We start from the raw sequence: 21,256 nt of genomic DNA, 5'->3' as shown, positions 1-21,256 counted from the left end.
TTGGGAAGGCTACTGCTTCAAAGTAAACAGCAGCTCTGCCTTCTCAATGTCTTCTTCATATTTGGTATGTGTAGCACAAATGACTCGTGAGAATATCCCCGCAAGCTCGTCGTCCAAAATACGTAATCCTTCCGCTGTGATTCCACCGGGAACAGATACGCGTTTTTGCAGAGTAGTAGGGTTGAATCCTCCGGTCGTAAGCAGCTTACCTGTGCCTAGCGTCATTTCACTGGCAAGTAAGGTAGCTTCCTCAATTGAAATACCAGTTGCCTCGACAGCTGCATCAATAAAAGATTGCAGGAATTTGGCTAGAAAAGCGGGACCGCAGCTGGATATATCGGATGAGATCCGCGTATAATTTTCAGAAACACGAATAGGTGAAGATATATGCGCAAATAGGTTCTCAAGCCACTCTTTGTCCTCAGGCTGCATTCGATTCCCATGAATACATAGTGTAGCACCACTTAACACGTAGTTCGTGATACTTGGGATAATTTTACTGATTTTCGCCGGCAGAAGACCTTCCAAATGTTTGAGCAGGACAGGGCTTGTGATGGACACGATGAGTTGAGAGGGAAGCACGTCCTCTTTGATTTCATCAATAACCGTCTTGAATTCAGATGGCTTCACACATAGAAAGATGAGATCGCTCCCCAGTACGACTTCTCTATTCGACCCGGCAACATGAAGTCCAGGATATGTCTCCGCAAGCAGCTCAACTTTACGAATTGTTCGATTTCCCGCAATAATTTGCTCCGGATTGAAAGCTCCAGAATGAATGAACGCTTCAATCAGAATACTTCCCATACTCCCAGTACCGATGAATCCTGCTTTCATCCAGTAATCCCTCCCGAAAAAATCAGTCACTTTCTTTCATCGTTTATTGAACGGGGTCAGTTTTAAATGCCATTCAGATGCTTTTTCATGTATATGTTCATATGTCAGCAATTATGTTCGAAAAGACTTAAGATTCAAGTTTTGCTAAAAGTAAAACTCTAAAGTTTATGCTTTCGAAGTCAGTTTTGCTAAAGCAAAACTCTGAGGAGGGAATTCGTGGATTTTTTTGGTTCCAAAAGAGGAAGGATACTGCTCATGATGGCAGCGATCTGTTTATTTGCTTTTGTCGCTTGGCCATTCCTTCGTGGAGGCAGATCTATGATTCAGACAGATTTTATGCCTTTGAACACTCAGATGCAGGCTATGATTTCTCAAACTGGGGAGGAGTCGCTACATGAAGCGAAACTTACAGGGAAATTAGATTCGAAAACTACGATAGACGAAGAACCGAAGGCAACGAGAGACACTGAGCCGAAGACAACCACAGACACAGAACCAAATGCAACCATAGACACAGAACCGAAATCAGCAATACCTGCACCTATGGCAATGCCTACGCCTTCTGTTGTATCTAATGAAAAACCGGAGGCTAGTTTGCCAGCAGCACGGTCTACTGGTCAATTGGATCTTAACACAGCTACGCTCAAGCAGTTAGATGAAATACCGGGTATTGGAGAGAGCAAGGCAAGGGCTATTTTGGACTATCGATTAAAGAAGGGGCGATTTAGCCGGATTGAAGAACTGATAGAGGTGAAGGGAATCGGGGAGAAAATGCTTGAGAAGTTAAAGGTATTTCTTTATGTAACTACGTCGTAGTCCTTGCTTTTCTTTTATTTTGCTAGAAAATATGAGAGAATACTAGAAATGAAAAAAGGGATTCAATAGTTATATCAGTGATCTTCGGAAGGAGGAGTCAGCAATCCGTTATGAACAACCGTAAAGATTGGGATACTTATTTCCTCGATATTGCTTACATGGCATCAACACGATCAAGATGTAACCGTCGGCATGTGGGGGCAGTGTTGGTTCAGGGTAAGAAGCTGCTAGGAACTGCTTACAATGGTGCCCCCATGGGTGTACCCGATTGCACAGAGGCAGGCTGCATGCTTGTAGAAGAAATCGAGCTGAAAGTGGTGGATGATACCGAGGAAGTTATTCGTAAACAGCGATGCATTCGTACGATCCATGCAGAGCAAAATCTACTGCTATTTACGGATCGGGAAGATCGCGAAGGATCGACTGTCTATGTTACAGATCAGCCTTGCTGGACATGTGCGAATATGCTGGCCAACAGCGGTGTTATGGAGATCGTTTTCCATCGCGGATACCCCAAGGATCATGAGAAAGTAAGCCATTTGATGGAGAACAGAGGTATCGTTTTCCGTAAAATGGAAGGATATGAACCTCCACCAGGTACTGTATCTGACGTTGTGAATTAAATATGTTTACTGAAGCAAGGGGAAGAACCTCTTTCTAGAAGCAGTCTTTAGGGCTGCTCTGGGGAGAGGTTTTTTTGTTCGTTATGCAGCTGATAAAAAGTATGGATATCAAAGGCGCGGTAACTGCGCAGTACCTACATTTTCATTGGAGTAAATACAGTGTAATGGCTATTCTGACTTGGGTTATTGTGCTTTGACTGGAATAATCCAATGAAATTTATGATTATCCTTGAAGATTGTCTTTTCAGGAGACTTCTATTGGAATTACTCCAACAGGAGCTGTTTTTTGAAGTCTGAGAGTGAAAAGCATTGTAAAAAATCCAATGATGCAGATGAATGATGATGATGAAAGATGAAAGATGAAAGATGAATGATGAAGTTCAATGTACATATCGTTTCTTCAAATACATGTGTAAATGAATACAATTCGATTTTATAACATTCAAGAGGAGGGGGAAGCAAATGTATATGCAAATGCTTATGAAACGACCAGTTGTTATAGGGTGTTGTCTGTGGATAACTGGCTACGCGCTGGCGCTCTATACCGAGCTGCGGTGGTTATCTTTGATGACGAGCGCGCTGCTGTTAGCTGCGCTTATCGTCATCTACGCGCTGCGGCTGCCTGGCAGACAGCCGCTGTGCGCCTTGCTGCTGGTCGGAGTAGCCTACGGCTACTTCCAATGGACCGACCAGCGAAACGTCTCTGCGCTGCTGCCGCTAGCGCAGCAGCAGATGAGCCTGGACGGCAGCGAGGTCACGCTGCTCGGTCGATTCTCCAGCCCTGTCACCGTCGACGGCGACAGGGCCAGCTTCACGATGGAAGCGGAATCCATCCGCTTCCCAAGCGCGGAAGCTTTCCCGCTCGGCGGGGAAAGCGTGCAGGTCTCGCTGCGCCTGCTCCAGCAGGCGCAGCAGGCGGTGGCGTCGGGCTGGCGCCGAGGCGACGCCGTGACGCTGCACGGGACGCTGCGCAGCCCGTCCCCGGCCCGTAACTTCGGCGGCTTCGACTACCGCCGATACCTGCGCCTTCACCACACCCATTGGCTGCTTTCTGCCAAAGGGGTGGATCAGGCGCAGGTCGAGCCTGCGGCTGCGCGCTTAAGCGTCGTCCAGCTGCTGCGCTGGAACGACGAGCTGCGAGGTGCCCTTAGCAGGCGCATGGACCTTATCTTCTCCGCACCGCAGGCGGGGTTCATGAAGAGCATGTTGATCGGTCAAACGGACGATCTCGATCCCGAGCGCTTCCAGCAATTTTCGGAGCTGGGATTGACCCATATTTTGGCTATATCCGGCTTGAATATTGCTGTATTTCTTGGCGTTTGTATTTGGATCATGCGCCGATTAAAGCTGGCGAAGGAGACCTATTTGCTAATCTGTATATGGTTATTGCCGTTCTATATCCTACTGACAGGTGCTTCGCCCTCCATTGTTCGGGCCGGACTCATGTCTATAATTGCCCTCTATGCTGCGCGGCGAGGGCTTTTTAAGGATGTTTTGCATATTATGGCGATTGTCGCATGGATCATGCTTTTATGGGATCCATACTTCCTGCTGGATGTCAGCTTTCAGCTTTCTTTTCTGGTTACCCTTGGTCTCATTGTTGGCGTACAAAGAGTCAATGATTTATTCGTTCCGTGGATTTCTTCCCCTATTATACGAAATACGGCTTCCATCACGCTTGTTTCCCAAATGGTATCCTTTCCGGTATCCATCTATTATTTTAATCAGTTTTCTTTATTGTCTTGGCTAGCTAATGCCATCTTGGTTCCTGTTATAAGTATGATTGTATTCCCCGCTGGCCTGCTTGCTCTAGTTCTGGGAATGGTCTATGTTCCTGCAGGAAAAAGCATCGGTTTGCTTATTTCTTGGTTAAACGAAGTAATTTTCTGGATGACTGACAAGCTTCAGCATTTTAACCAATTTAAGATGCTGTGGCCGTCGCCAAGCTTACCATGGATTGCCTTTTATTATGCTTTTCTCATTTTGATTTATGGATTATGTTGGCGCTTATCTCAAGAAGCTGGAAGAGAGCCTCCGATTGTTTTGGTAAGTGTTAAAGGCAAAAAGAAAGTGAACTTATCGAAATGGTTAGTATGTGCGACAGGAGGTTTCCTGCTATTGCTTTGGATGGGGTATTCGCCTGAGCGCTTCAATAGATCCGGTCTCGTTCAATTTATCGACGTTGGTCAAGGTGATGCTATTCTGATTCGGACGCCTTATGGTCGACATATTCTGGTTGATGGTGGAGGGACTCTTACATTCAGGAAACCTGGTGAAGCTTGGAAAATTCGCAAGGATCCTTATGAAGTTGGCCAAAAGCTGCTCGTTCCGCTGCTCAAGAAACGTGGTGTTCATCAACTTGATCTCGTAGTTCTCACCCATGAAGATGCGGACCATAGTGGCGGTCTGCAGGCTGTTATTGCGCAAATGCCCGTCAAGCAGTTTCTTTTTAATGGAACGCTCAAGCCAGGGGCAAGCATAGAGAAATTATTTGACACCCTGTTAACGCGAAAAGTGCCGCTTCTGCCTGCGAATGTAAGCAATTGGATCCAGATTGATCCGCTTACCAGATTGCAGGTTCTGTACCCTTTGGAAAGAGATAATCGGCTCATTGAAATTGTCAAAGAACAGAATGCGCAGTCCGTTGTTTTTTTGCTCGAGATGCAGGGGACGCGTTGGTTATTTACGGGCGATATGGAGAAAGAATCTGAAGCTGTTGTGGTCGATTATTTAAAAGAACATCCTTCGTTAATTGACCTAGAACAAAACAAAAATCATAAGGTCGATGTACTGAAACTTGCTCATCATGGCAGCAAAACATCCACGACACCAGGGTGGCTCGACTATTGGAAGCCTTCATGGGCTGTCATATCTGTAGGAGGTATGAATAGTTATGGTCACCCAGCACCTGATGTGTTAAGGCGTTTGGAAGAAAATGAGGTGCAAGTGTTACGTACAGATCAAATGGGGGAAGTGCAACTAGAAGTCCGTAAAGAGGGGATTTACTCCCGTATAAAAATAATGGATGAATCAAGATTTGAATGATCTCTATCCAGAGTTGTTCGATTGTGGATCTTTGTGTTCTTCCGATATAGGTTCCTGTTTCCATGGTGGATCACCATACATATGCAGCTCTTTGTATATCCAATGAACACCGAAGGGAATGACGAATGAGAGAATGGTACAAATCAGTATCATCCCTGAAGGCAACCTTCCAATGAGAGAAAACCACATACTTGCATTACTCCTTTGTCGTTTTGATGATATTTCCGATACGCCTTATAATGACCTCTGCCTGCACGTTAATCTCTGATTGTGTGAATATATTTAATCCCTGATCCCAATCATTTGCAATGGGTTTCCATATTTTATAATGATTTTGATATAGATAAGCCCCTAGTCCCAATGCATCCTTCTTATAAGTTTGTTGGAGCTTTTTAATGGCTTTAAGGGTATTTGCTTTGACCATATCTTCCAGGCTTTTCTCCAAATTTTTAATTGTTTCTGAATTAGAGGTATCATAATCGGAAATCGATTTATCAAGAACCCCTTCAGTTGCGATTTTAATGTTGAACTTGAACTTTGTTGGACTGAGCTGCTGCATTGTAATTTTACTTTTTGTTCTTTCCGCTCGGAAGGCAAGGGTGTGATCCTTAATCTTAGCTTCGATGATACCGCCTTTAACTTGCTCAGTGACGAAGTTCAATCCTTGTGTTTCATCACCTGTCAAGAATCCGACCATTTCCTTGGTATGACCATCGAATATAGCGGATCCGGTCATCGAAACCCCTTTTTCTTCCAATTTTACGGTTTGAATAGCGAAGCTCTCATGTTTGACTAAAAATTCATGAACATCACCTATGCGTGATTCGGGTAACATATAGTTTGATTTTCGATCGTTTCTGGCAATAGAAGTAATATAATCGATAGGTGTTGGTTCATTAAAAGTAGGAATATCTAAAATATCCGCGGCTTTTCCATCGGTAATTAATATTTGAACGCCTCTTCGCATTTCACTATTTCGTAAGAAAAAGTCCAACAAGTCGGCGAAAATTTTATCGTCTTTGGCTACTTCGCTGGAAATGATAATGATTTTTAGATGCTCGAAATAAGGGGAACGACTCGTCCTGACTGCCAATTTCGAGCTAATGGCAGGCATAGAGTTTTCGGTTGTTGATAAATTAAAGTAGGCTTTACCGGAACTGCCAGATCCACTTTGTCCTTGACTGCTTTGTTTCAGCCCACTGGGTACGACAATCTGATAGGTTCCCTTGAATTTGTGTTTCGGAGTATTGCTGTAATCGATAGCAACACCGACGACAAACCCGCGTTGGTCAATTTCTATACGATCCCAGCAGCCTGTTAAAAGGGAGAGGATGCAGATTAGACTGGGCCAGCAGCTCCTTTTTTTAAGAAGCATCACTATTCACTCCTCGAAGTTTAGCAGCAACATGTATGAGGATAGGAAAAATAATGGCGACAATTAATCCGATATAACTAATGATACCGCTAATTTCATCGAAATCAGCTAAGTTTCGTGGGAACATGCAAAGTATATAAATGAACGGACTTAGTATGAATACCCATGTCTTTTTCTTTGTTTTATTAAAGATAGACATAAGCAGATAGATGGAACAGTCATAGGCCATAATGGTCGTAGTGAAGACAGCCATAATCCAAATTGTAAAAAACATAGATTCAAACCGCTCAAAGAATGCGCCTGGAATTTGCATTTCCTTGGCAAGCTCAATGGCGGGATACGTTATTTGTTGAAGGGCGAAATGTGAAAATACACCAACGCAAGCAAGGTAGATTGCGGTATATAGTACAACAGGAATAGCCACACCGATGGCAACTGCTTTGGGGGCTTTCTTTGGGTGATTCATTAAGGTGATGTAAATTAAGATGACTTCAAAACCAAGGAGCGAGAATGCGCTGGTTTGTATTCCCTTTGCCAAACTTTTCCAATCTGAGATCATAAACGGTTTTAAGTCGTCCAAGTTAAATATGCTCATGCTAAAAGTCAGTACGACTAGTGAGATGACGATAACAATGGGTAAAAATAAAATATTAAGACGAATAATACCGACTCGACTGCCAGAAACGGCATAAACGACGACTAGTAAAAAGGTTAAGGATATCGCTTCAACAGGAGTCCGCTCAAATAGATATTGTTTGGAAATATTAGCAATAGCCCTAACTTCATAGGCACTATATAGGATAAAGTAAAGGGCAAGAGAAATGATTGCAATGAGGGCAATAGGCTTCGTAACGGCTGCTGAGGCATAAGCGAAATAACCTTGTTTGCTAAAATGAATCGCAATTTTGGCTAGCATCCAGGCTGAGCCGATCGCAAGAAGACCTGCCAGCAGCATGGATACCCACCCATCAGATGATTGTACCGTTTTCGCTAGTGCCCTCGGCAGAAAGAGTATACCTACGCCAATAATCATGGATGAAATCGTAATGACTATATCCATGGAACCGATCTCACTATCTCCATATTCAAAAGATTTCATCCTCTGTTTCTCCTTCCTCTTATTCGCTGATCATTTTTGGTTTGCATCATTTTTGGCCGCTTTGTCACGAATAGCAGGGGTGATCTTAGAATGAGATCTTTCCAGTCTCGTAATAAAATTGGCGCAAAAGGGGTGGAGTATGGAACGCCAAAGCTCTTCAGATTTACCAGGTGGATATTGATCATGATGTAGGCTAAGATGATCCCGTATAAGCCTAAAAAGGCAGCGGCCAACATAATGCTGAATCGCATGACGCGCAGTGAAATGGCAAACGAATAAGATGGCAGCGAGAAGGAAGAGATGGCTGTGACGGCTACAACAATAACCATAACGGGACTTACCATGCCGGCAGCAACAGCAGATTCTCCAATAACTAAACCGCCTACGATCCCAATGGTTTGGCCGATTGGTTTGGGCAATCGGAGTCCTGCTTCCCTGAGAAGTTCGAGCGTGAATTCCATGGCGAAGGCTTCGACGACTGCAGGGAATGGCACGCCTTCCCTGGCTCCAGCGATGGAGAATGCCAATTTTGAAGGGATCATCCCATGATGGAATTCGAGCAAAGCAATATAAAGAGCTGGCAAAAAGGTAGCAATGAAAGCTGAAATTAATCTAAGTGCCCGCGTCAACGTCGAGATGAGCCAATGCTGATAGTAATCTTCAGGTGATTGCAAACTTGAAGCGAATGTAATCGGCAATATGAGGGCGAATGGATCTCCATCTACTAGAATGGCAACTCGACCTTGGAGAAGTGCGCCAGATACTCGATCAGGTCGTTCGGTATTCATAATAAGTGGAAATGGACTAAGGAAGCTGTCTGCTATCCATTGCTCCAAGTAACCCGATCCTTCGATATCATCGATATCAATGCTCTTGATTCTGCGAGTAACTTCTTTCACAAGGTCGGGATGCACAATGTCAGCGATATAAGTGACGATCACCTCACGTCTACTTCTTTGCCCGATTTGATAGGTGTCAAAAACAAGGTTGGTTTCTTTAATTCTTCTTCTAAGCAATGCGGTGTTCGTGCGTATGTCTTCTGTAAAACCTGCTCTTGGTCCCCGAATGATTGATTCTGTTTGTGGTTCTTCAATCGAGCGGGTTTTCCAACCGCAGCTGGAAATGATGATGCACTGTGCGAGATTGTTGAATAGAAGAAGCGTATTGCCAGATAGAATGGCCATTAAAGCGTCGTCCAGAAGTTCAACTGTTTCCAACTCATAAGCCGTTAGAATTTGCTGCTTCAATACGTTTATTAATTCCGAAGTTGAGGTAACAGGATGATCAAAGGAGTGGAGCATCGGGCTTAGTAATTGCTCATTAATCATCGCTATGTCGACCAGACCATCAATGCTGACTAATGCACACGGATATTGGTCTGTTCCGATTGTAAACTGTCTAATGAGTAGATCGCTTGGATGGTGCAGGATCGTCTGAATGGTAGCCAGATTTTCTTGCAATGACGATGATAATGGTTTAATGGAATCTGGACTTGAAGTGTTTGGCTGGTTATGAACCTGAGGGGATCGGTTCCTTTTGCCAAATAATTGTTTGAACATGATGCAGCCCTCCACTTTCGAATAGCTCATCTGTAATATTTACCACTTCGGTTAGAATTAAACGGTTATGGCAATTTCTTAGGCGGTACTATCCAAACATAGTACTATCTCTTCTTTTAAAAAAGCTTACAATAGAGGTAATTTGATTGATGAGAAAGAGGGGAGAGCGGTTTGTGAGGCGAAGATGAAACTAATCGGTCTTGTATACGTCTAATAACAAGTGTATTTATTTCTGGAAGTTTGTTATTCTGGTAGTTGCAAGACTGCCATCGTTTTTTTATTCTAAAAGAGTTGCAACCTTATGAGACGCTGCTGCGTCTGTAAGATTGCAAGAGGGAGGGATCCCAGTGGTAGCACCCGAACTGGTAAGATCTGCACAAGCCGGTGATCGTGATGCTCTCATTACCCTATTGCGAGAAATTGAGTCTCACGTATATCGAACCGCTTATTATATTTTGAATAATGAACAGGATGCCCTCGATGCTTCACAGGAGGCACTCCTTCGGATTTATACAAAAATTAATTCCTATGAAGAAAAAGCGCTCTTCAAGACGTGGGTACAGCGGATTGTAACGAACATCTGCATCGATAAATTTCGCAAAGCGAAACCAACGGTTTCGATTGATGAGCATGATATGACCTTTACAGCAGAGCATAATGTTGAACAGGAAATGTTAATTGGCTATTTAGCCAAAGATATTAGAGAAGCAATCGAAAAGCTTCCCGAACACCATCGATCTGTTGTTGTTCTCCGTTATTTGCAGGACTTTTCGTATCATGAAATTGCAGAATCTCTCAACCTACCGTTAAACACGGTGAAGTCTTACTTATTTCGAGCTAGACAGCAATTACAGTCGCTGCTCCAAGAATATCAGAAAGGAGGTGTTCGGGGATGAATTGTCAAGAGGTGATGGAATTTATGCAAAGACAGCTGGATGGGGATTTAGATGCAAAAGAGGAAGATGAGCTTCATGCTCACCTGATGCATTGCTTGGACTGTGCACAGATGTTTGAACGTTTACAAAGATTGTCCGATGAACTGACCCAGTTACCAAAGGTCATTCCTCCATACAGTTTGGTCGATGCTATCATGCCGCAGCTAGCTGATATAGACAGACATGCCGCGGCGTCCATTACCGACAAGGTGGCTGCATTCGGCACCAATGCTAACCAGACAGCTTCTGTGCAGCCTCCCAAACTCCCTTGGACACGCCGTTTAGGATCACAGTTCTCCTGGAAATTTGCAGGTGGTGTCGTTGCCGCAGGTCTCATCCTTGGTTTCTTCGCATTTAACCTTAAGCATCCTATGCTGGATCAAGCAGACGGTTTGCTGCAGCCAAAGGCTGCATCTGATAAGCAAAGTGCCGGACAAATGCAAAGCACGGCTGGCTCCAATTCAAACGCCGCACAAGATGCTGTCAAGAATAAGGCGGCAGACAGTGCAGACGCGAAGCAGGTGGCACCTAATGCCCCGGCCGCTGAGTCATTTGGGCAAGAGAAAGATCAGCCGGAAGCAGCAACGGGAAATGGGCTAGTGGGGCCGCAAGCTACAACAGATGCGAAGCTGGAGGACCCACAAACGCTGAGTACATCTGGGACCACGAAAGGTACGGATGGTTTTCGCCAGGCACCTTCTACTTCAGAACCTGAACGGCTGAGAGTCCAAGCTTCCGCTGGGACTAATGAGAAGAAGGAATCGGACCCTGTATCGACGAATCCGCCAGCAGGCAGTGAAACTTCAAATAAGCTGCCGGAAGAGCAGAAGTTATTGAAAACTACGGAACCAACACCTACGCCAGCTGCTAAGAAGGGTGGAGGAACGAGTGATGTCGGAGGCATATATTCTTTGACAGCACCTAGTGCGAATCCGTTGAAATCAACAACGGGCGTTCTTGAGGCTGTTGTTGAAGAACAGCATGTCGTGATCCGAAACAGCTCTACCAAGGAAGTTGTTTTTGCGTCCAAGCAAGTTTGGAAGTCTGGTGATCTTATCACGTTAGTGGAATGGTCTAAGGACGACAAGTTATTTTATCAAGTTCAAAGCGAAGGCTCGCTTCAAACTTTCCTCATTGATTTAAATGTGAAAGAGGAATCAGCTAAGTAAATTTGTGATACGAATGCACCAAAGTAACGGTTCTAGCGTATGCTGTAGGATAAGGAAGCGGCAATGCTTTGGTGGTTTGTCCACACGGTATAAGGTTTCTAGAGCCTTTCACCGGTGTTTAAATAGACAAACAAGGGGATTACCTCAAGGTCTTCGGGCTTTGACGTAATCCCTTTGTTGTTGGTAAAATGGTAGCAAGGAGTGAACACGAGCTATGGACGCAAAGAGAGCATTAAAAGATATACAAGCAGGGCGCCCTGCACCGGTTTATTTGTGCTACGGTCCTGAGAAATATAAGATGAGGGAATTTATTCAAGTACTAACGGATTTGCTCATTGAGCCCGAGCACAAAGAGTTTGCAGTGAGTAAATTTGATTTAAGTGAGATTAGTCTCTCTGCGGTGCTGGAGGATGCGGAGACCCTTCCCTTTATGGTTCCGAAGAAGCTGGTCATCGCGAAGAATGCACTGTTTTTCACAGGGGCGAAGGAGAGTTCGAAGATTGAACATCACTTGGATCGTTTGACGGATTATTTGAAATCTCCAGCGGAACATACCGTCGTGGTGTTTACGGTCGATGCAGATAAATTGGATGAGCGTAAGAAGATTGTGAAATCGCTCAAGGACCTTGAAGCAGCGGTTCCCTTCCTATCACTCAGCCCAGAAGAATTGCAGCAATGGGTGGCCAAACAAGCTGGGCAGCTGGGTTTTACGTTCACGGGGGAAGCTGCCGATCAACTGATCCTATACACCGGAGGGAATTTGCAATCCTTATCTGCAGAAATTGAGAAGATTTCTTTATATGTAGGAGTAGGTGCAGAAGCATCGGTTGATGTAATCGATCAATTGGTTGCCCGCAGTACAGAACAGAACGTCTTCATTCTTATAGAGGACATTGTAAATATAAGGCTGGAACGTGCCTTTGTTATTCTCGAGGAGCTGCTGAAGCAGCGTGAGGAGCCGATCAAAATCGCGGCGCTCATCGCGAGGCAGTTCCGCATCATGCTGCAGGTGAAGGAGCTAAGTAAACAAGGCTATTCCCAGCAGCAAATGGCTTCACAGATCGGTTTGCATCCCTTTGCCGTGAAGGTGGCTGAAGGGCAAGCGCGCAAATATAATATTGAGAAGCTGAGCAGGATCATGTCGCAGCTTGCGGATCTCGATTTCCAAATGAAAACGGGAAAAATCGATAAAGTGTTAGGTTTGGAGTTGTTCCTTCTTAGGCTTGCTGCCTAGGAGGACGGCCTTACGAAAAGTAAAAAGTCCAGCTCTCTGTGTAGAGAACTGGACTTTTGCTTTATGTCCGTTTTATTACGCTTGAGCCGTAAGAGCGTTCAGCTTTTTAGCCAGACGGGACTTCTTGCGGTTAGCGGCATTTTTATGGATTAAACCTTTAGAAGCAGCTTTGTCTAATTTCTTAGAAGCGTTAATTAGAGCTTCTGGGCTTACAGCTGTTTCGAAAGCTTTCACAGCAGTACGCAAAGCGGACTTTTGGGAAGCGTTACGAAGACGGCGCTTTTCGCTAACTTTTACTCGTTTAATAGCGGATTTAATGTTTGGCATGAAATTCACCTCCTACTTACAAAACACGGTTCAACGTTACATTTGTTTGTTTGCTGACAACTTTAAGTATTCTACCATGCAACTATTGAAAATGCAAGACCTGTCAATAGGTTTTCAGTGGTCTTTGTTTTTGTATAAGCGGTTGTAAATCGTAGCACAATAAGGGATGCAATGCACCTGAGAAAGGGGAACTTCAATGGACTTAGGCTCTTTTACAACACATACGGATCTTGCGCTAGATGCAAGGGATATGGCTCATGCAGCCAATCAGGGGCAACCGATACCTGGCATTGAACAGGAGTCGACGCGTGAAAACGGGATACGAGTTACCAAGATCAACGTTCTGAACGAAGAGGGCTCCAAAGCGCTTGGTAAGCTTCTCGGACATTATATAACGATAGAAGTGCCAGCTCTTCGGGAGAAAGACAGCCAATTACAGGACCGTGTCGCCACGAAATTGGCCCAAGAGTTTGAACAGTTTTTGCGTGAAATCGGCATCCCTAAGAATGCCAAAGCGCTTATTATTGGTCTAGGCAACTCTAATGTGACACCCGATGCGCTAGGCCCTCTAGTTGTGGATAATGTAATGGTAACACGTCATTACTTTGAACTAGTTCCGGAAGACGTTAGTCCAGGGTATCGGGCAGTTAGCGCGGTAGCGCCAGGGGTGCTCGGAACAACAGGGATTGAGAGCAGTGACATCGTTCAGGGGATTGTCGATATGTCTAAACCTGATTTCATTATTGCTATTGATGCGCTGGCTTCCAGGTCCCTAGATCGGGTCAATACGACCATTCAAATCGCGGATACGGGTATTCATCCCGGTTCAGGCATCGGAAATAAACGCAAAGGGTTGACCAAAGAAAACCTTGGCATTCCTGTGGTTGCCATTGGAGTCCCGACTGTTGTTTATGCATCGACCATCGTGAATAATGCCTTTGACTTGATGCACAAGCATTTTAGCCAGCAAACGAGCAACACAGGGCAGATTCTGGGGCTTCTTGATAATATCCACGAAGATGAGCGGCTGCTGCTGGTTAAAGAGGTTCTAAACCCCGTAGGACACGATCTGCTTGTCACGCCGAAGGAGATCGACCAGTTTATTGAAGACATCGCCAATATTATTGCTAGCGGCTTAAATGCTGCCTTACACGATGCCGTGGGTGTTGATAATGTAGCGGCCTATACGCACTAAATGATTGTAAGAACTGAGTCCGCTAGTTTGTGGATGCAGTTCTTTCTTTTTGTCCTTTTTTACGTAATTTGGAAGGAATAAGGAGGGGGGCGTCGAAATAAGGGACGATCAACTTAAATGAGGACGTGGTTCTGTTGAGCAGCGCACATAAAGCGAAGCTATTCATAGGGTCATCTGCTGAAAGTGTTGAAGTAGCAGAGGCTTTGCAATCTAATCTCCATTTTTCATTTGATGTAACGGTTTGGAGTCAATTGCTTTTCCCTCCTTCACATACAACCTTGGCTCCACTTATTAAGCAGGCGAAGTCTAGTGATTTTGCTATCTTTGTCTTCCAACCTAATGATTTGACACTTTTGAGAGATTCATTGGTTAGCACAGTACGTGACAATGTTATTTTAGAATTGGGTCTATTTATTGGACAAATAGGTCTAGAACGGACGTATTTTCTTATTCCGGAAAAAGAAAAATTACATATAGCCTCCGATTTAATCGGCCTAACCCCACTTACTTATGATGCGAATCATTCCTCTGGGCTAATGGCTGGCCTAGGCCCGGCAACTTTCGTCGTGAAGCAAATGCTCAAAGAGTTAGGGCTGAGAGAGAAATGAAACCAAAGATATTTATAGGCTGCTCTCCTGCAAGTTCGCTGTGGGCCGAATTCTATCAAGCGCAGTTATCGTCTTCATCCGAGGTTACGGTTATTAATCAGGGTGTGCTTACGGCGTCCAATCATAAATTGAAAATGCTAAAAAAGCATATCGAAGAGACGGACTTTGCCCTACTTATTATCACGCATGCGGATTGTCATGATCCCTTGGTTTACGGGAATATACTCGTATTGATAGGGCTTTGTATCGGAGAATTGGGGCATAGCCGCACGTTCATTGTGATGTCTAAGAATTGTGAACTGCCTGAGTATCTGGAGGGTTACAACCCTCTGCGAATCGATGATCAGCAGGCCGTTTCGGGAGTTGCGGAGCTAGCAGGTCCTCACCTTTACCCGATTAAGCATAGTATCGGCGTTCATAAGAATCGGTTCAAGCTATCCGATATGAAGAAGAACGATGCAATACGCAGTTTTTTGTTCGACGCCTTGGATTCGCTTAGTGTGTCCAGTGTGGATTATGACCGCGTATTGGATAAATTCCATAAGACATTTGATACCAATTGTGGTATAATTGAGCTTCAAGAAGTGACAGCGGCAACGCTCTTTGAACTTCTCGAAGATGGTGTTACCTTGCAGCAGTTTGGCCGTGCCGGTCAGGTTAGCAACAACCACAGCTTCAACGTCAATGACCCTACTAGCTATCTAGCCGAATGTTACCGGGGCAAGGATACGAACATCTACCTGGGGCAAGCCAAGGATAAAGAAGATGGCGAGTTTGAATACATTTACTGCATTAAGCTGCATCCGACGATTGTTTCATCCATACATTTCAAAACAAGGACGGATATTCCCGCGCGCAATCATCATCAAGTCATGATGGAGTTATCGGAAAGAAATGCGAAGCTCGTGTCTTCACTCAAATCCATTGTGAAAGGAAGGATTATTTATGCTGAAGCACATGAAGAAAGTTCGTAACCGACCAACCACAGACAATAAACATAAACCGAGTGATAAGACGCTGCTCAAATTATATAACGGTCCCACTGTTCTAAATAAAACAAGCGGGGTAACGATTGTGGCCAAAGGGTCATTTGATTTCGAATCCCTTGCGTAGCTGTAATAAGATAAACGTAAGAACCCCGTGAGGGGTTCTTTTTTTGCGTATAAGTGTAGGATGTCAATTTAGCTTTACTCGAGATTTCTGCTCACTTATAAGAAGTTATGTTAATAACCAGCTTTTTCGGACCTCAGACGTGGGGGAATTGTAAATAAACAAGGGTGTAGGCGCGAGAGAACTATCCAAAGGGAACTTCCCTTTCAAGAGTCGAGAGGTGATTTTGAAGGAAACAAGCTTTATCTGCAGTACCCGTGTATGGATTGACAGAAGAACCTGAGAAGCGTCTCAGGTTTATTTGCGCTTCATTTTCCCTCTATCAGAAAAATTCTAGCGTTTTGGGTTCTATCGAAGGAGCTCGTTTCATAGATTGAAGTAAGATAGATTAGGAGGAATCAAACTATGAAATGGACATCAGCTACTTTGAATCTCAGCCATGTTCGGAAAACGTTTCAGAGCGCAAGTTCCGTCGGAAAAACATTTTTTATACTCAGTTTCGGCACTTTAGCTTTATTTGTTCTTATTGGCGTAGGCGGCTTCTTACAAAATAGAGTCATGACGACCTCGCCAGTTTCATCAATGAAGAGCTTAGCTGCTTCCGTCACGAATCAATTTTTTATCGATATGCTGGGCATGGAAGTGCCTCATCTACATAAAGATCAGAAGAAATTTACATTTTCTCAGCATAATGTGTTTCATTTCGCTTTTCAGTTCATGACGGACATTAATCCAAGCGATCCCAAGAGTCTCGTGGCTAGTGAAGTTCCTGGTATGGATGCGAATAAAACGACGGTCTTGGTAAAAGGGACAGAAACGAATCCCAGTGATCCTATTGATTACAGTCCAAACTCCCAGTATCTAGAGGCAGAGGCGAAGAATCCTCAGCTTTCTCCATCACCAGAACCCTCACCTGTGGGTGGTGCAGCCCCGATTACAAACGCAACTGGACAACCGCCAAGAACTGCGGGTGATAATATAGCTTTCATTTATCAAACACATAGCAATGAGTCTTTTTTGCCGGAGTTAAGAGGTGTTACGGATCCTGACAAGGCTTATAGCGATAAGGTGAATATCATTTCCGTAGGTCAAAGATTAGCGCAAAATTTGGAGAAGGACGGTATCGGTGCCGTACATTCCAAGACGGTCTATCCAAGTACAGTCAAAAACTTCGAATATCCGTACTCCTACAAATATTCCTTGAAAACGTTGCAGGAAGCTGCTGTTTCACATCCGGATTTGCAATATTATTTCGATATTCATAGGGATTCTGCTGCACGCAATAAAACGACCGCAACCTTCGACGGCAAAGATTATGCCCAGGTGTATTTCATCATCGGCGGTAAAAATCCGAATTGGAAAAAGAATGAGGAGTTCGCGAGCAAGATTCATCAAGCGTTAGAAGCCAAGCATCCCGGCATATCCAAAGGAATTCATGCAAAAGAAGCCAGTGAAGGCAACGGATTATATAATCAGAACTTTTCGCCTAATAATATATTGATTGAAGTCGGCGGTCCGTACAATTCACTCGAAGAGTGCTATCGAACAACAGATTGGTTGGCAGAAGCTATTTCAGAGGTGATTTTGAACGCGAAGAAAGTGGATGCACCGGTTGTTACCCCTAAGCAATCGTAGAATAGTTTGCGAACGAAAACTCTAAGCATATGCTTTCGAAGCCAGTTTTGCTAAAGCAAAACTTAGTTAATGCTTACGATGCCAGTTTTCTTACGAAAACTCTAAGGAGGAACTCAAAATGAGGCTGAGGCATTTTTATATCAAAGTAGGCTTGTTTGGACTCTTGCTGTTGTTCTGTATTTTATTCGGAGTCAGCTTGGCGTCGAGCGGTATGGAACGCATTCAAGGACCTCAGCCATCCTCTAAAACTGCACAAGAGTCCGCTGTGAAGACGCCACCAGGGAAAGTGACCACTGTCAAAGCGTCACCAACTGGGGCGGCCAAAGGAGACGCAGCAGCGAAAGCTAAGACTGCCGCGAAACCAGAGGCTGAAAAGAAGTCGGAACCGGTTGCTGATCACGATAATTCATTGAATCATGTCGGGAATAAATTAGGGGACTTTTTGCAGATTGCATCGCATCATGGGATTAAGTTATTCGTGTCCTTGTTTGATGCTATCTTAGGGAAAGGTTAGGGGTACATTGCTGCAACTTCCCACAACTGCTATAATGAAAATTATTTGCATGTAGTGGGGGTTAGTCTTTAGCATGACGGACATTCGAGAAAGACAACAAAGAATTCGCAACTTTTCAATTATTGCTCATATCGATCATGGCAAGTCAACACTTGCCGACCGCATACTGGAATATACGGGCGCGCTATCATCGCGTGAGATGCAGGAGCAAGTGCTGGACCAGATGGATTTGGAGCGGGAACGCGGAATTACGATTAAACTTCAGGCGGTTAGATTGGCTTATCGTGCTGACAACGGCGTCGATTATATTCTTAATTTAATTGATACACCGGGACATGTAGATTTTACATATGAGGTTTCCCGAAGCCTTGCCGCTTGTGAAGGTGCGCTGCTGGTTGTAGACGCTGCACAAGGTATCGAAGCGCAAACGCTGGCTAACGTGTACCTGGCATTGGAAAATAATTTAGAAATTTTACCTGTTATCAATAAAATCGATCTACCTAGTGCTGATCCTGACAAAGTGAAGCAGGAAATCGAGGACGTTATCGGACTAGATGCCAGCGAGGCTGTTCATGCTTCCGCGAAAGCCGGTATTGGGATTAAAGAGATCATCGAGCAAATTTGTGAGAAAGTGCCGGCTCCGCAAGGAAATCCGGACAATCCGCTGAAAGCATTGATCTTCGATTCCCATTACGATAGCTACAAAGGTGTTATCGTTTATGTGCGTGTCGTTGATGGTTCGATTAAAGCGGGCTCCAAAATCAAAATGATGGCCACGAACAAGGTGTTTGAAGTTATTGAAGTCGGGGCTTTCAAACCGAGAATGGCATCCGTTCCTTCCCTTGAAGTCGGAGATGTTGGATTCGTTGTAGCCGGTATCAAAAATGTAGGAGATACACGAGTCGGGGACACGGTCACGGAAGCAGATCGCCCGGCGCCTGAAGCACTGCCAGGCTACCGCCGGATCAACCCGATGGTGTTCTGCGGACTGTATCCGATCGAAACAACGGATTACAACGATCTGCGCGAAGCTTTGCAGAAGCTGGAGCTGAATGATGCTTCTCTACGTTTTGAACCGGAAACATCTACAGCTTTAGGTTTTGGCTTCCGCTGCGGATTCTTAGGTCTGCTGCACATGGAAATTATTCAGGAGCGGATTGAGCGTGAGTTCAATATTCCGTTAATTACGACGGCGCCAAGCGTTATATATCGCATCACATTAACGAATGGCGATGTAATGGAAATCGATAATCCATCGAACTATCCAGATCCACAGCGAATTGACTTCGTTGAAGAGCCTTATGTCAAAGCATCGGTTATTGTTCCGAATGATTACGTGGGAACGATTATGGAGCTTTGCCAAGGCAAACGCGGTGAATATATGAACATGGAGTACCTGGATACTAATCGTGTGACACTAACGTACGAAATTCCATTATCCGAGATCGTATATGATTTCTTCGATATGTTGAAGTCAAGAACAAAAGGCTATGCTTCATTTGACTATGAAATATCTGGCTACAAGAAATCGAATCTTGTGAAAATGGACATTCTTTTGAATGCTGAGCAAGTGGATGCTCTCTCCTTCATCGTTCACCGTGATACCGCGTATCATCGTGGTAAAATCATTTGCGATAAGCTGAAGGAACTGATTCCGCGGCAAATGTTTGAAGTGCCGATTCAAGCGGCGATTGGACAAAAGATCGTAGCGCGTGAGACGGTTAAAGCGATGCGTAAAAACGTACTCGCCAAATGTTACGGCGGTGACATTTCAAGGAAACGTAAGCTCCTTGATAAGCAAAAAGAAGGTAAGAAACGCATGAAGCAAGTCGGCAGTGTAGAAGTGCCGCAAGAAGCGTTCATGGCTGTTCTTAAAATCGACGAATAGATTGAAATGAAATCGAAGAATAGATTGAAATGAATGAGAAGCTGGGGTGGCAGAGTAACTCTGCCCCTTGGCTTTTTCTTAATAGAAAGGAAATACCCCTATGTTAGTAACCTATACGGCCCCAACAGCTGTGTATATTCATATCCCTTTTTGCACAAACAAATGCCATTATTGCGATTTCAACTCTTATGTACTCAAAGGCCAACCCGTTATGGAGTATCTGGATGCACTTGAGCGCGAGATGGAACTTACGGTTAGGAATAACCCACCGGTTAAGGTGGAAACGATTTTCGTAGGCGGGGGAACACCAACTGTACTGCTTCCTGATCAAATGGAGCGGTTTCTGCGCATGGTTCGTACGTATTTCCCAGCAGACAGCACGGAAGTCGAGTTTTCGATGGAAGCAAACCCAGGTACGACGGATGAAGATAAGCTGGCTGTTATGAAAGAAGGCGGCGTCAATCGAATCAGTTTCGGTGTGCAATCTTTCAATAATGATTTGCTTGCCGCGATTGGGCGTATTCATAATACAGATGACGTTCATAGAAGCATCGCGAATGCCAAAAAGCTAGGTTTCGATAACCTCTCCATTGACTTGATGTTCGGACTTCCCAAACAAACCGTGGATATCATGCAAGCTACCTTAGATGAGGCCTTATCTCTGGATCTGCAGCATTACTCCATCTATAGCCTGAAAGTAGAAGAGAACACGTTGTTTCACACATTGTTCAATAAGAATCAACTGCCTCTTCCAAGTGAAGATGAGGAAGTCGATATGTACGAACTCATCATGAGGAGGTTAGAGACAGCGGGTTATAAGCAATATGAAATCAGCAACTTCGCTAAACCGGGTCGAGAGAGCAGACACAACTCAATGTACTGGCGGAATCGTTCCTACTATGGACTTGGTGCAGGGGCTCATGGGTATATGAATGGCCAGCGTCATGTGAACGTGAAGGGAATTCAACCTTATATCGATGCTGCAAAGGTAGGCTTGCCGATCATGGAACAATTTGAGGTAACTCGGCAGGAAGCTATGGAAGACTTCATGATGGTTGGTTTGCGATTGCTGGAAGGTGTACGGAACGCGGATTTCATCGATCAATTCGGAATCACCATCGAATCACAATTCGGGGAAACCTTGAATGGCTGGCTGCGAAAACAGCTGCTTGAACAAACGCCGGATGGGTATCGATTGTCCAAACATGGCATCCTGCTTGGCAACGAAGTCTTTGCTTCGTTCCTTGCCTAGGCGGGTAACATAGAGAGACCTGTTTTGATGCAAAA

General features: G+C 44.5%; 19 protein-coding genes. 14 read left to right on the top strand and 5 right to left on the bottom strand.

Annotated features, from left to right (window positions below):
* Window positions 1–9: 9 nt before the first annotated feature.
* Window positions 10–837 carry a late competence protein ComER gene (gene comER, locus QFZ77_RS27870; RefSeq protein WP_307444478.1) on the bottom strand — a complete coding sequence of 276 codons (828 nt, stop codon included), beginning with the start codon at window positions 835–837 and terminating at the stop codon, window positions 10–12.
* A 216-nt stretch (window positions 838–1,053) separates the two neighbouring features.
* On the opposite strand from comER, the gene QFZ77_RS27865 reads away from it, so the two are divergent.
* From QFZ77_RS27865 to QFZ77_RS27855, 3 genes are all read left to right on the top strand, one after another.
* The gene (locus QFZ77_RS27865) at window positions 1,054–1,653 is read left to right on the top strand and encodes a helix-hairpin-helix domain-containing protein (RefSeq protein ID WP_307444474.1); all 600 of its coding nucleotides are present in this window, start codon (window positions 1,054–1,056) and stop codon (window positions 1,651–1,653) included.
* A 110-nt stretch (window positions 1,654–1,763) separates the two neighbouring features.
* Window positions 1,764–2,276, top strand: a complete 513-nt coding sequence (locus tag QFZ77_RS27860; RefSeq protein WP_307444471.1) for a deoxycytidylate deaminase — start codon at window positions 1,764–1,766, stop codon at window positions 2,274–2,276.
* A gap of 462 nt (window positions 2,277–2,738) precedes the next feature.
* Entirely contained in the window at window positions 2,739–5,321 is a 2,583-nt protein-coding gene (locus tag QFZ77_RS27855; RefSeq protein WP_307444468.1) for a DNA internalization-related competence protein ComEC/Rec2, read from the top strand.
* Window positions 5,322–5,517: 196 nt separating this feature from the next.
* Here QFZ77_RS27855 and QFZ77_RS27850 read toward each other — a convergent pair whose 3' ends face one another.
* The 3 genes from QFZ77_RS27850 to QFZ77_RS27840 are packed head-to-tail and all read right to left on the bottom strand — an operon-like array spanning window position 5,518 to window position 9,354.
* Window positions 5,518–6,696, bottom strand: coding sequence for a Ger(x)C family spore germination protein (locus QFZ77_RS27850; RefSeq protein WP_307444467.1), 1,179 nt, complete (start codon window positions 6,694–6,696; stop codon window positions 5,518–5,520).
* Window positions 6,686–7,795, bottom strand: a complete 1,110-nt coding sequence (locus QFZ77_RS27845) for a GerAB/ArcD/ProY family transporter (protein WP_307444464.1) — start codon at window positions 7,793–7,795, stop codon at window positions 6,686–6,688. The genes QFZ77_RS27850 and QFZ77_RS27845 overlap by 11 nt, the downstream gene beginning before the upstream one ends.
* The gene (locus tag QFZ77_RS27840) at window positions 7,792–9,354 is read right to left on the bottom strand and encodes a spore germination protein (protein WP_307444462.1); all 1,563 of its coding nucleotides are present in this window, start codon (window positions 9,352–9,354) and stop codon (window positions 7,792–7,794) included. The genes QFZ77_RS27845 and QFZ77_RS27840 overlap by 4 nt, the downstream gene beginning before the upstream one ends.
* 347 nt (window positions 9,355–9,701) lie before the next feature.
* Between QFZ77_RS27840 and QFZ77_RS27835 the strand changes: the two genes are divergently transcribed.
* From QFZ77_RS27835 to holA, 3 genes are all read left to right on the top strand, one after another.
* The gene (locus QFZ77_RS27835) at window positions 9,702–10,250 is read left to right on the top strand and encodes an RNA polymerase sigma factor (RefSeq protein WP_056838612.1); all 549 of its coding nucleotides are present in this window, start codon (window positions 9,702–9,704) and stop codon (window positions 10,248–10,250) included.
* The gene (locus tag QFZ77_RS27830) at window positions 10,247–11,458 is read left to right on the top strand and encodes a zf-HC2 domain-containing protein (RefSeq protein WP_307444459.1); all 1,212 of its coding nucleotides are present in this window, start codon (window positions 10,247–10,249) and stop codon (window positions 11,456–11,458) included. Before QFZ77_RS27835 ends, QFZ77_RS27830 begins: the two co-directional genes overlap by 4 nt.
* A gap of 214 nt (window positions 11,459–11,672) precedes the next feature.
* Window positions 11,673–12,692, top strand: a complete 1,020-nt coding sequence (holA, locus tag QFZ77_RS27825) for a DNA polymerase III subunit delta (protein WP_307444456.1) — start codon at window positions 11,673–11,675, stop codon at window positions 12,690–12,692.
* Between the two features lie 75 nt (window positions 12,693–12,767).
* Here holA and rpsT read toward each other — a convergent pair whose 3' ends face one another.
* Entirely contained in the window at window positions 12,768–13,019 is a 252-nt protein-coding gene (rpsT, locus tag QFZ77_RS27820) for a 30S ribosomal protein S20 (protein WP_028557986.1), read from the bottom strand.
* 196 nt (window positions 13,020–13,215) lie between these two features.
* Here rpsT and gpr point away from each other — a divergent pair, with 196 nt between their 5' ends.
* The 8 genes from gpr to hemW all read left to right on the top strand — a co-directional run bounded on the left by gpr (window position 13,216) and on the right by hemW (window position 21,221).
* On the top strand, window positions 13,216–14,214 hold the full coding sequence (gpr, locus tag QFZ77_RS27815) for a GPR endopeptidase (RefSeq protein WP_307444453.1): 999 nt from the start codon (window positions 13,216–13,218) through the stop codon (window positions 14,212–14,214).
* Window positions 14,215–14,348: 134 nt separating this feature from the next.
* Window positions 14,349–14,822: a nucleotide-binding protein gene (locus QFZ77_RS27810; RefSeq protein ID WP_052228179.1), complete on the top strand. Its 474-nt coding sequence runs from the start codon at window positions 14,349–14,351 to the stop codon at window positions 14,820–14,822.
* Entirely contained in the window at window positions 14,819–15,796 is a 978-nt protein-coding gene (locus QFZ77_RS27805; protein WP_307444448.1) for a TIR domain-containing protein, read from the top strand. The genes QFZ77_RS27810 and QFZ77_RS27805 overlap by 4 nt, the downstream gene beginning before the upstream one ends.
* Window positions 15,768–15,935, top strand: coding sequence for a hypothetical protein (locus QFZ77_RS27800; RefSeq protein WP_307444445.1), 168 nt, complete (start codon window positions 15,768–15,770; stop codon window positions 15,933–15,935). The genes QFZ77_RS27805 and QFZ77_RS27800 overlap by 29 nt, the downstream gene beginning before the upstream one ends.
* 402 nt (window positions 15,936–16,337) lie before the next feature.
* Complete coding sequence (spoIIP, locus tag QFZ77_RS27795; RefSeq protein ID WP_307444444.1) at window positions 16,338–17,567, top strand: stage II sporulation protein P; 1,230 nt, start codon at window positions 16,338–16,340, stop codon at window positions 17,565–17,567.
* Window positions 17,568–17,685: 118 nt separating this feature from the next.
* The gene (locus QFZ77_RS27790; RefSeq protein ID WP_307444440.1) at window positions 17,686–18,081 is read left to right on the top strand and encodes a DUF3679 domain-containing protein; all 396 of its coding nucleotides are present in this window, start codon (window positions 17,686–17,688) and stop codon (window positions 18,079–18,081) included.
* 73 nt (window positions 18,082–18,154) lie between these two features.
* Complete coding sequence (lepA, locus tag QFZ77_RS27785; protein ID WP_307444437.1) at window positions 18,155–19,969, top strand: translation elongation factor 4; 1,815 nt, start codon at window positions 18,155–18,157, stop codon at window positions 19,967–19,969.
* 100 nt (window positions 19,970–20,069) lie between these two features.
* Entirely contained in the window at window positions 20,070–21,221 is a 1,152-nt protein-coding gene (hemW, locus tag QFZ77_RS27780; RefSeq protein WP_307444435.1) for a radical SAM family heme chaperone HemW, read from the top strand.
* Window positions 21,222–21,256 lie beyond the last annotated feature (35 nt).

Source organism: Paenibacillus sp. V4I3 (genome assembly GCF_030817215.1).
Classification (GTDB): domain Bacteria; phylum Bacillota; class Bacilli; order Paenibacillales; family NBRC-103111; genus Paenibacillus_E.
This window is presented reverse-complemented; position numbering and strand designations above follow the sequence as displayed.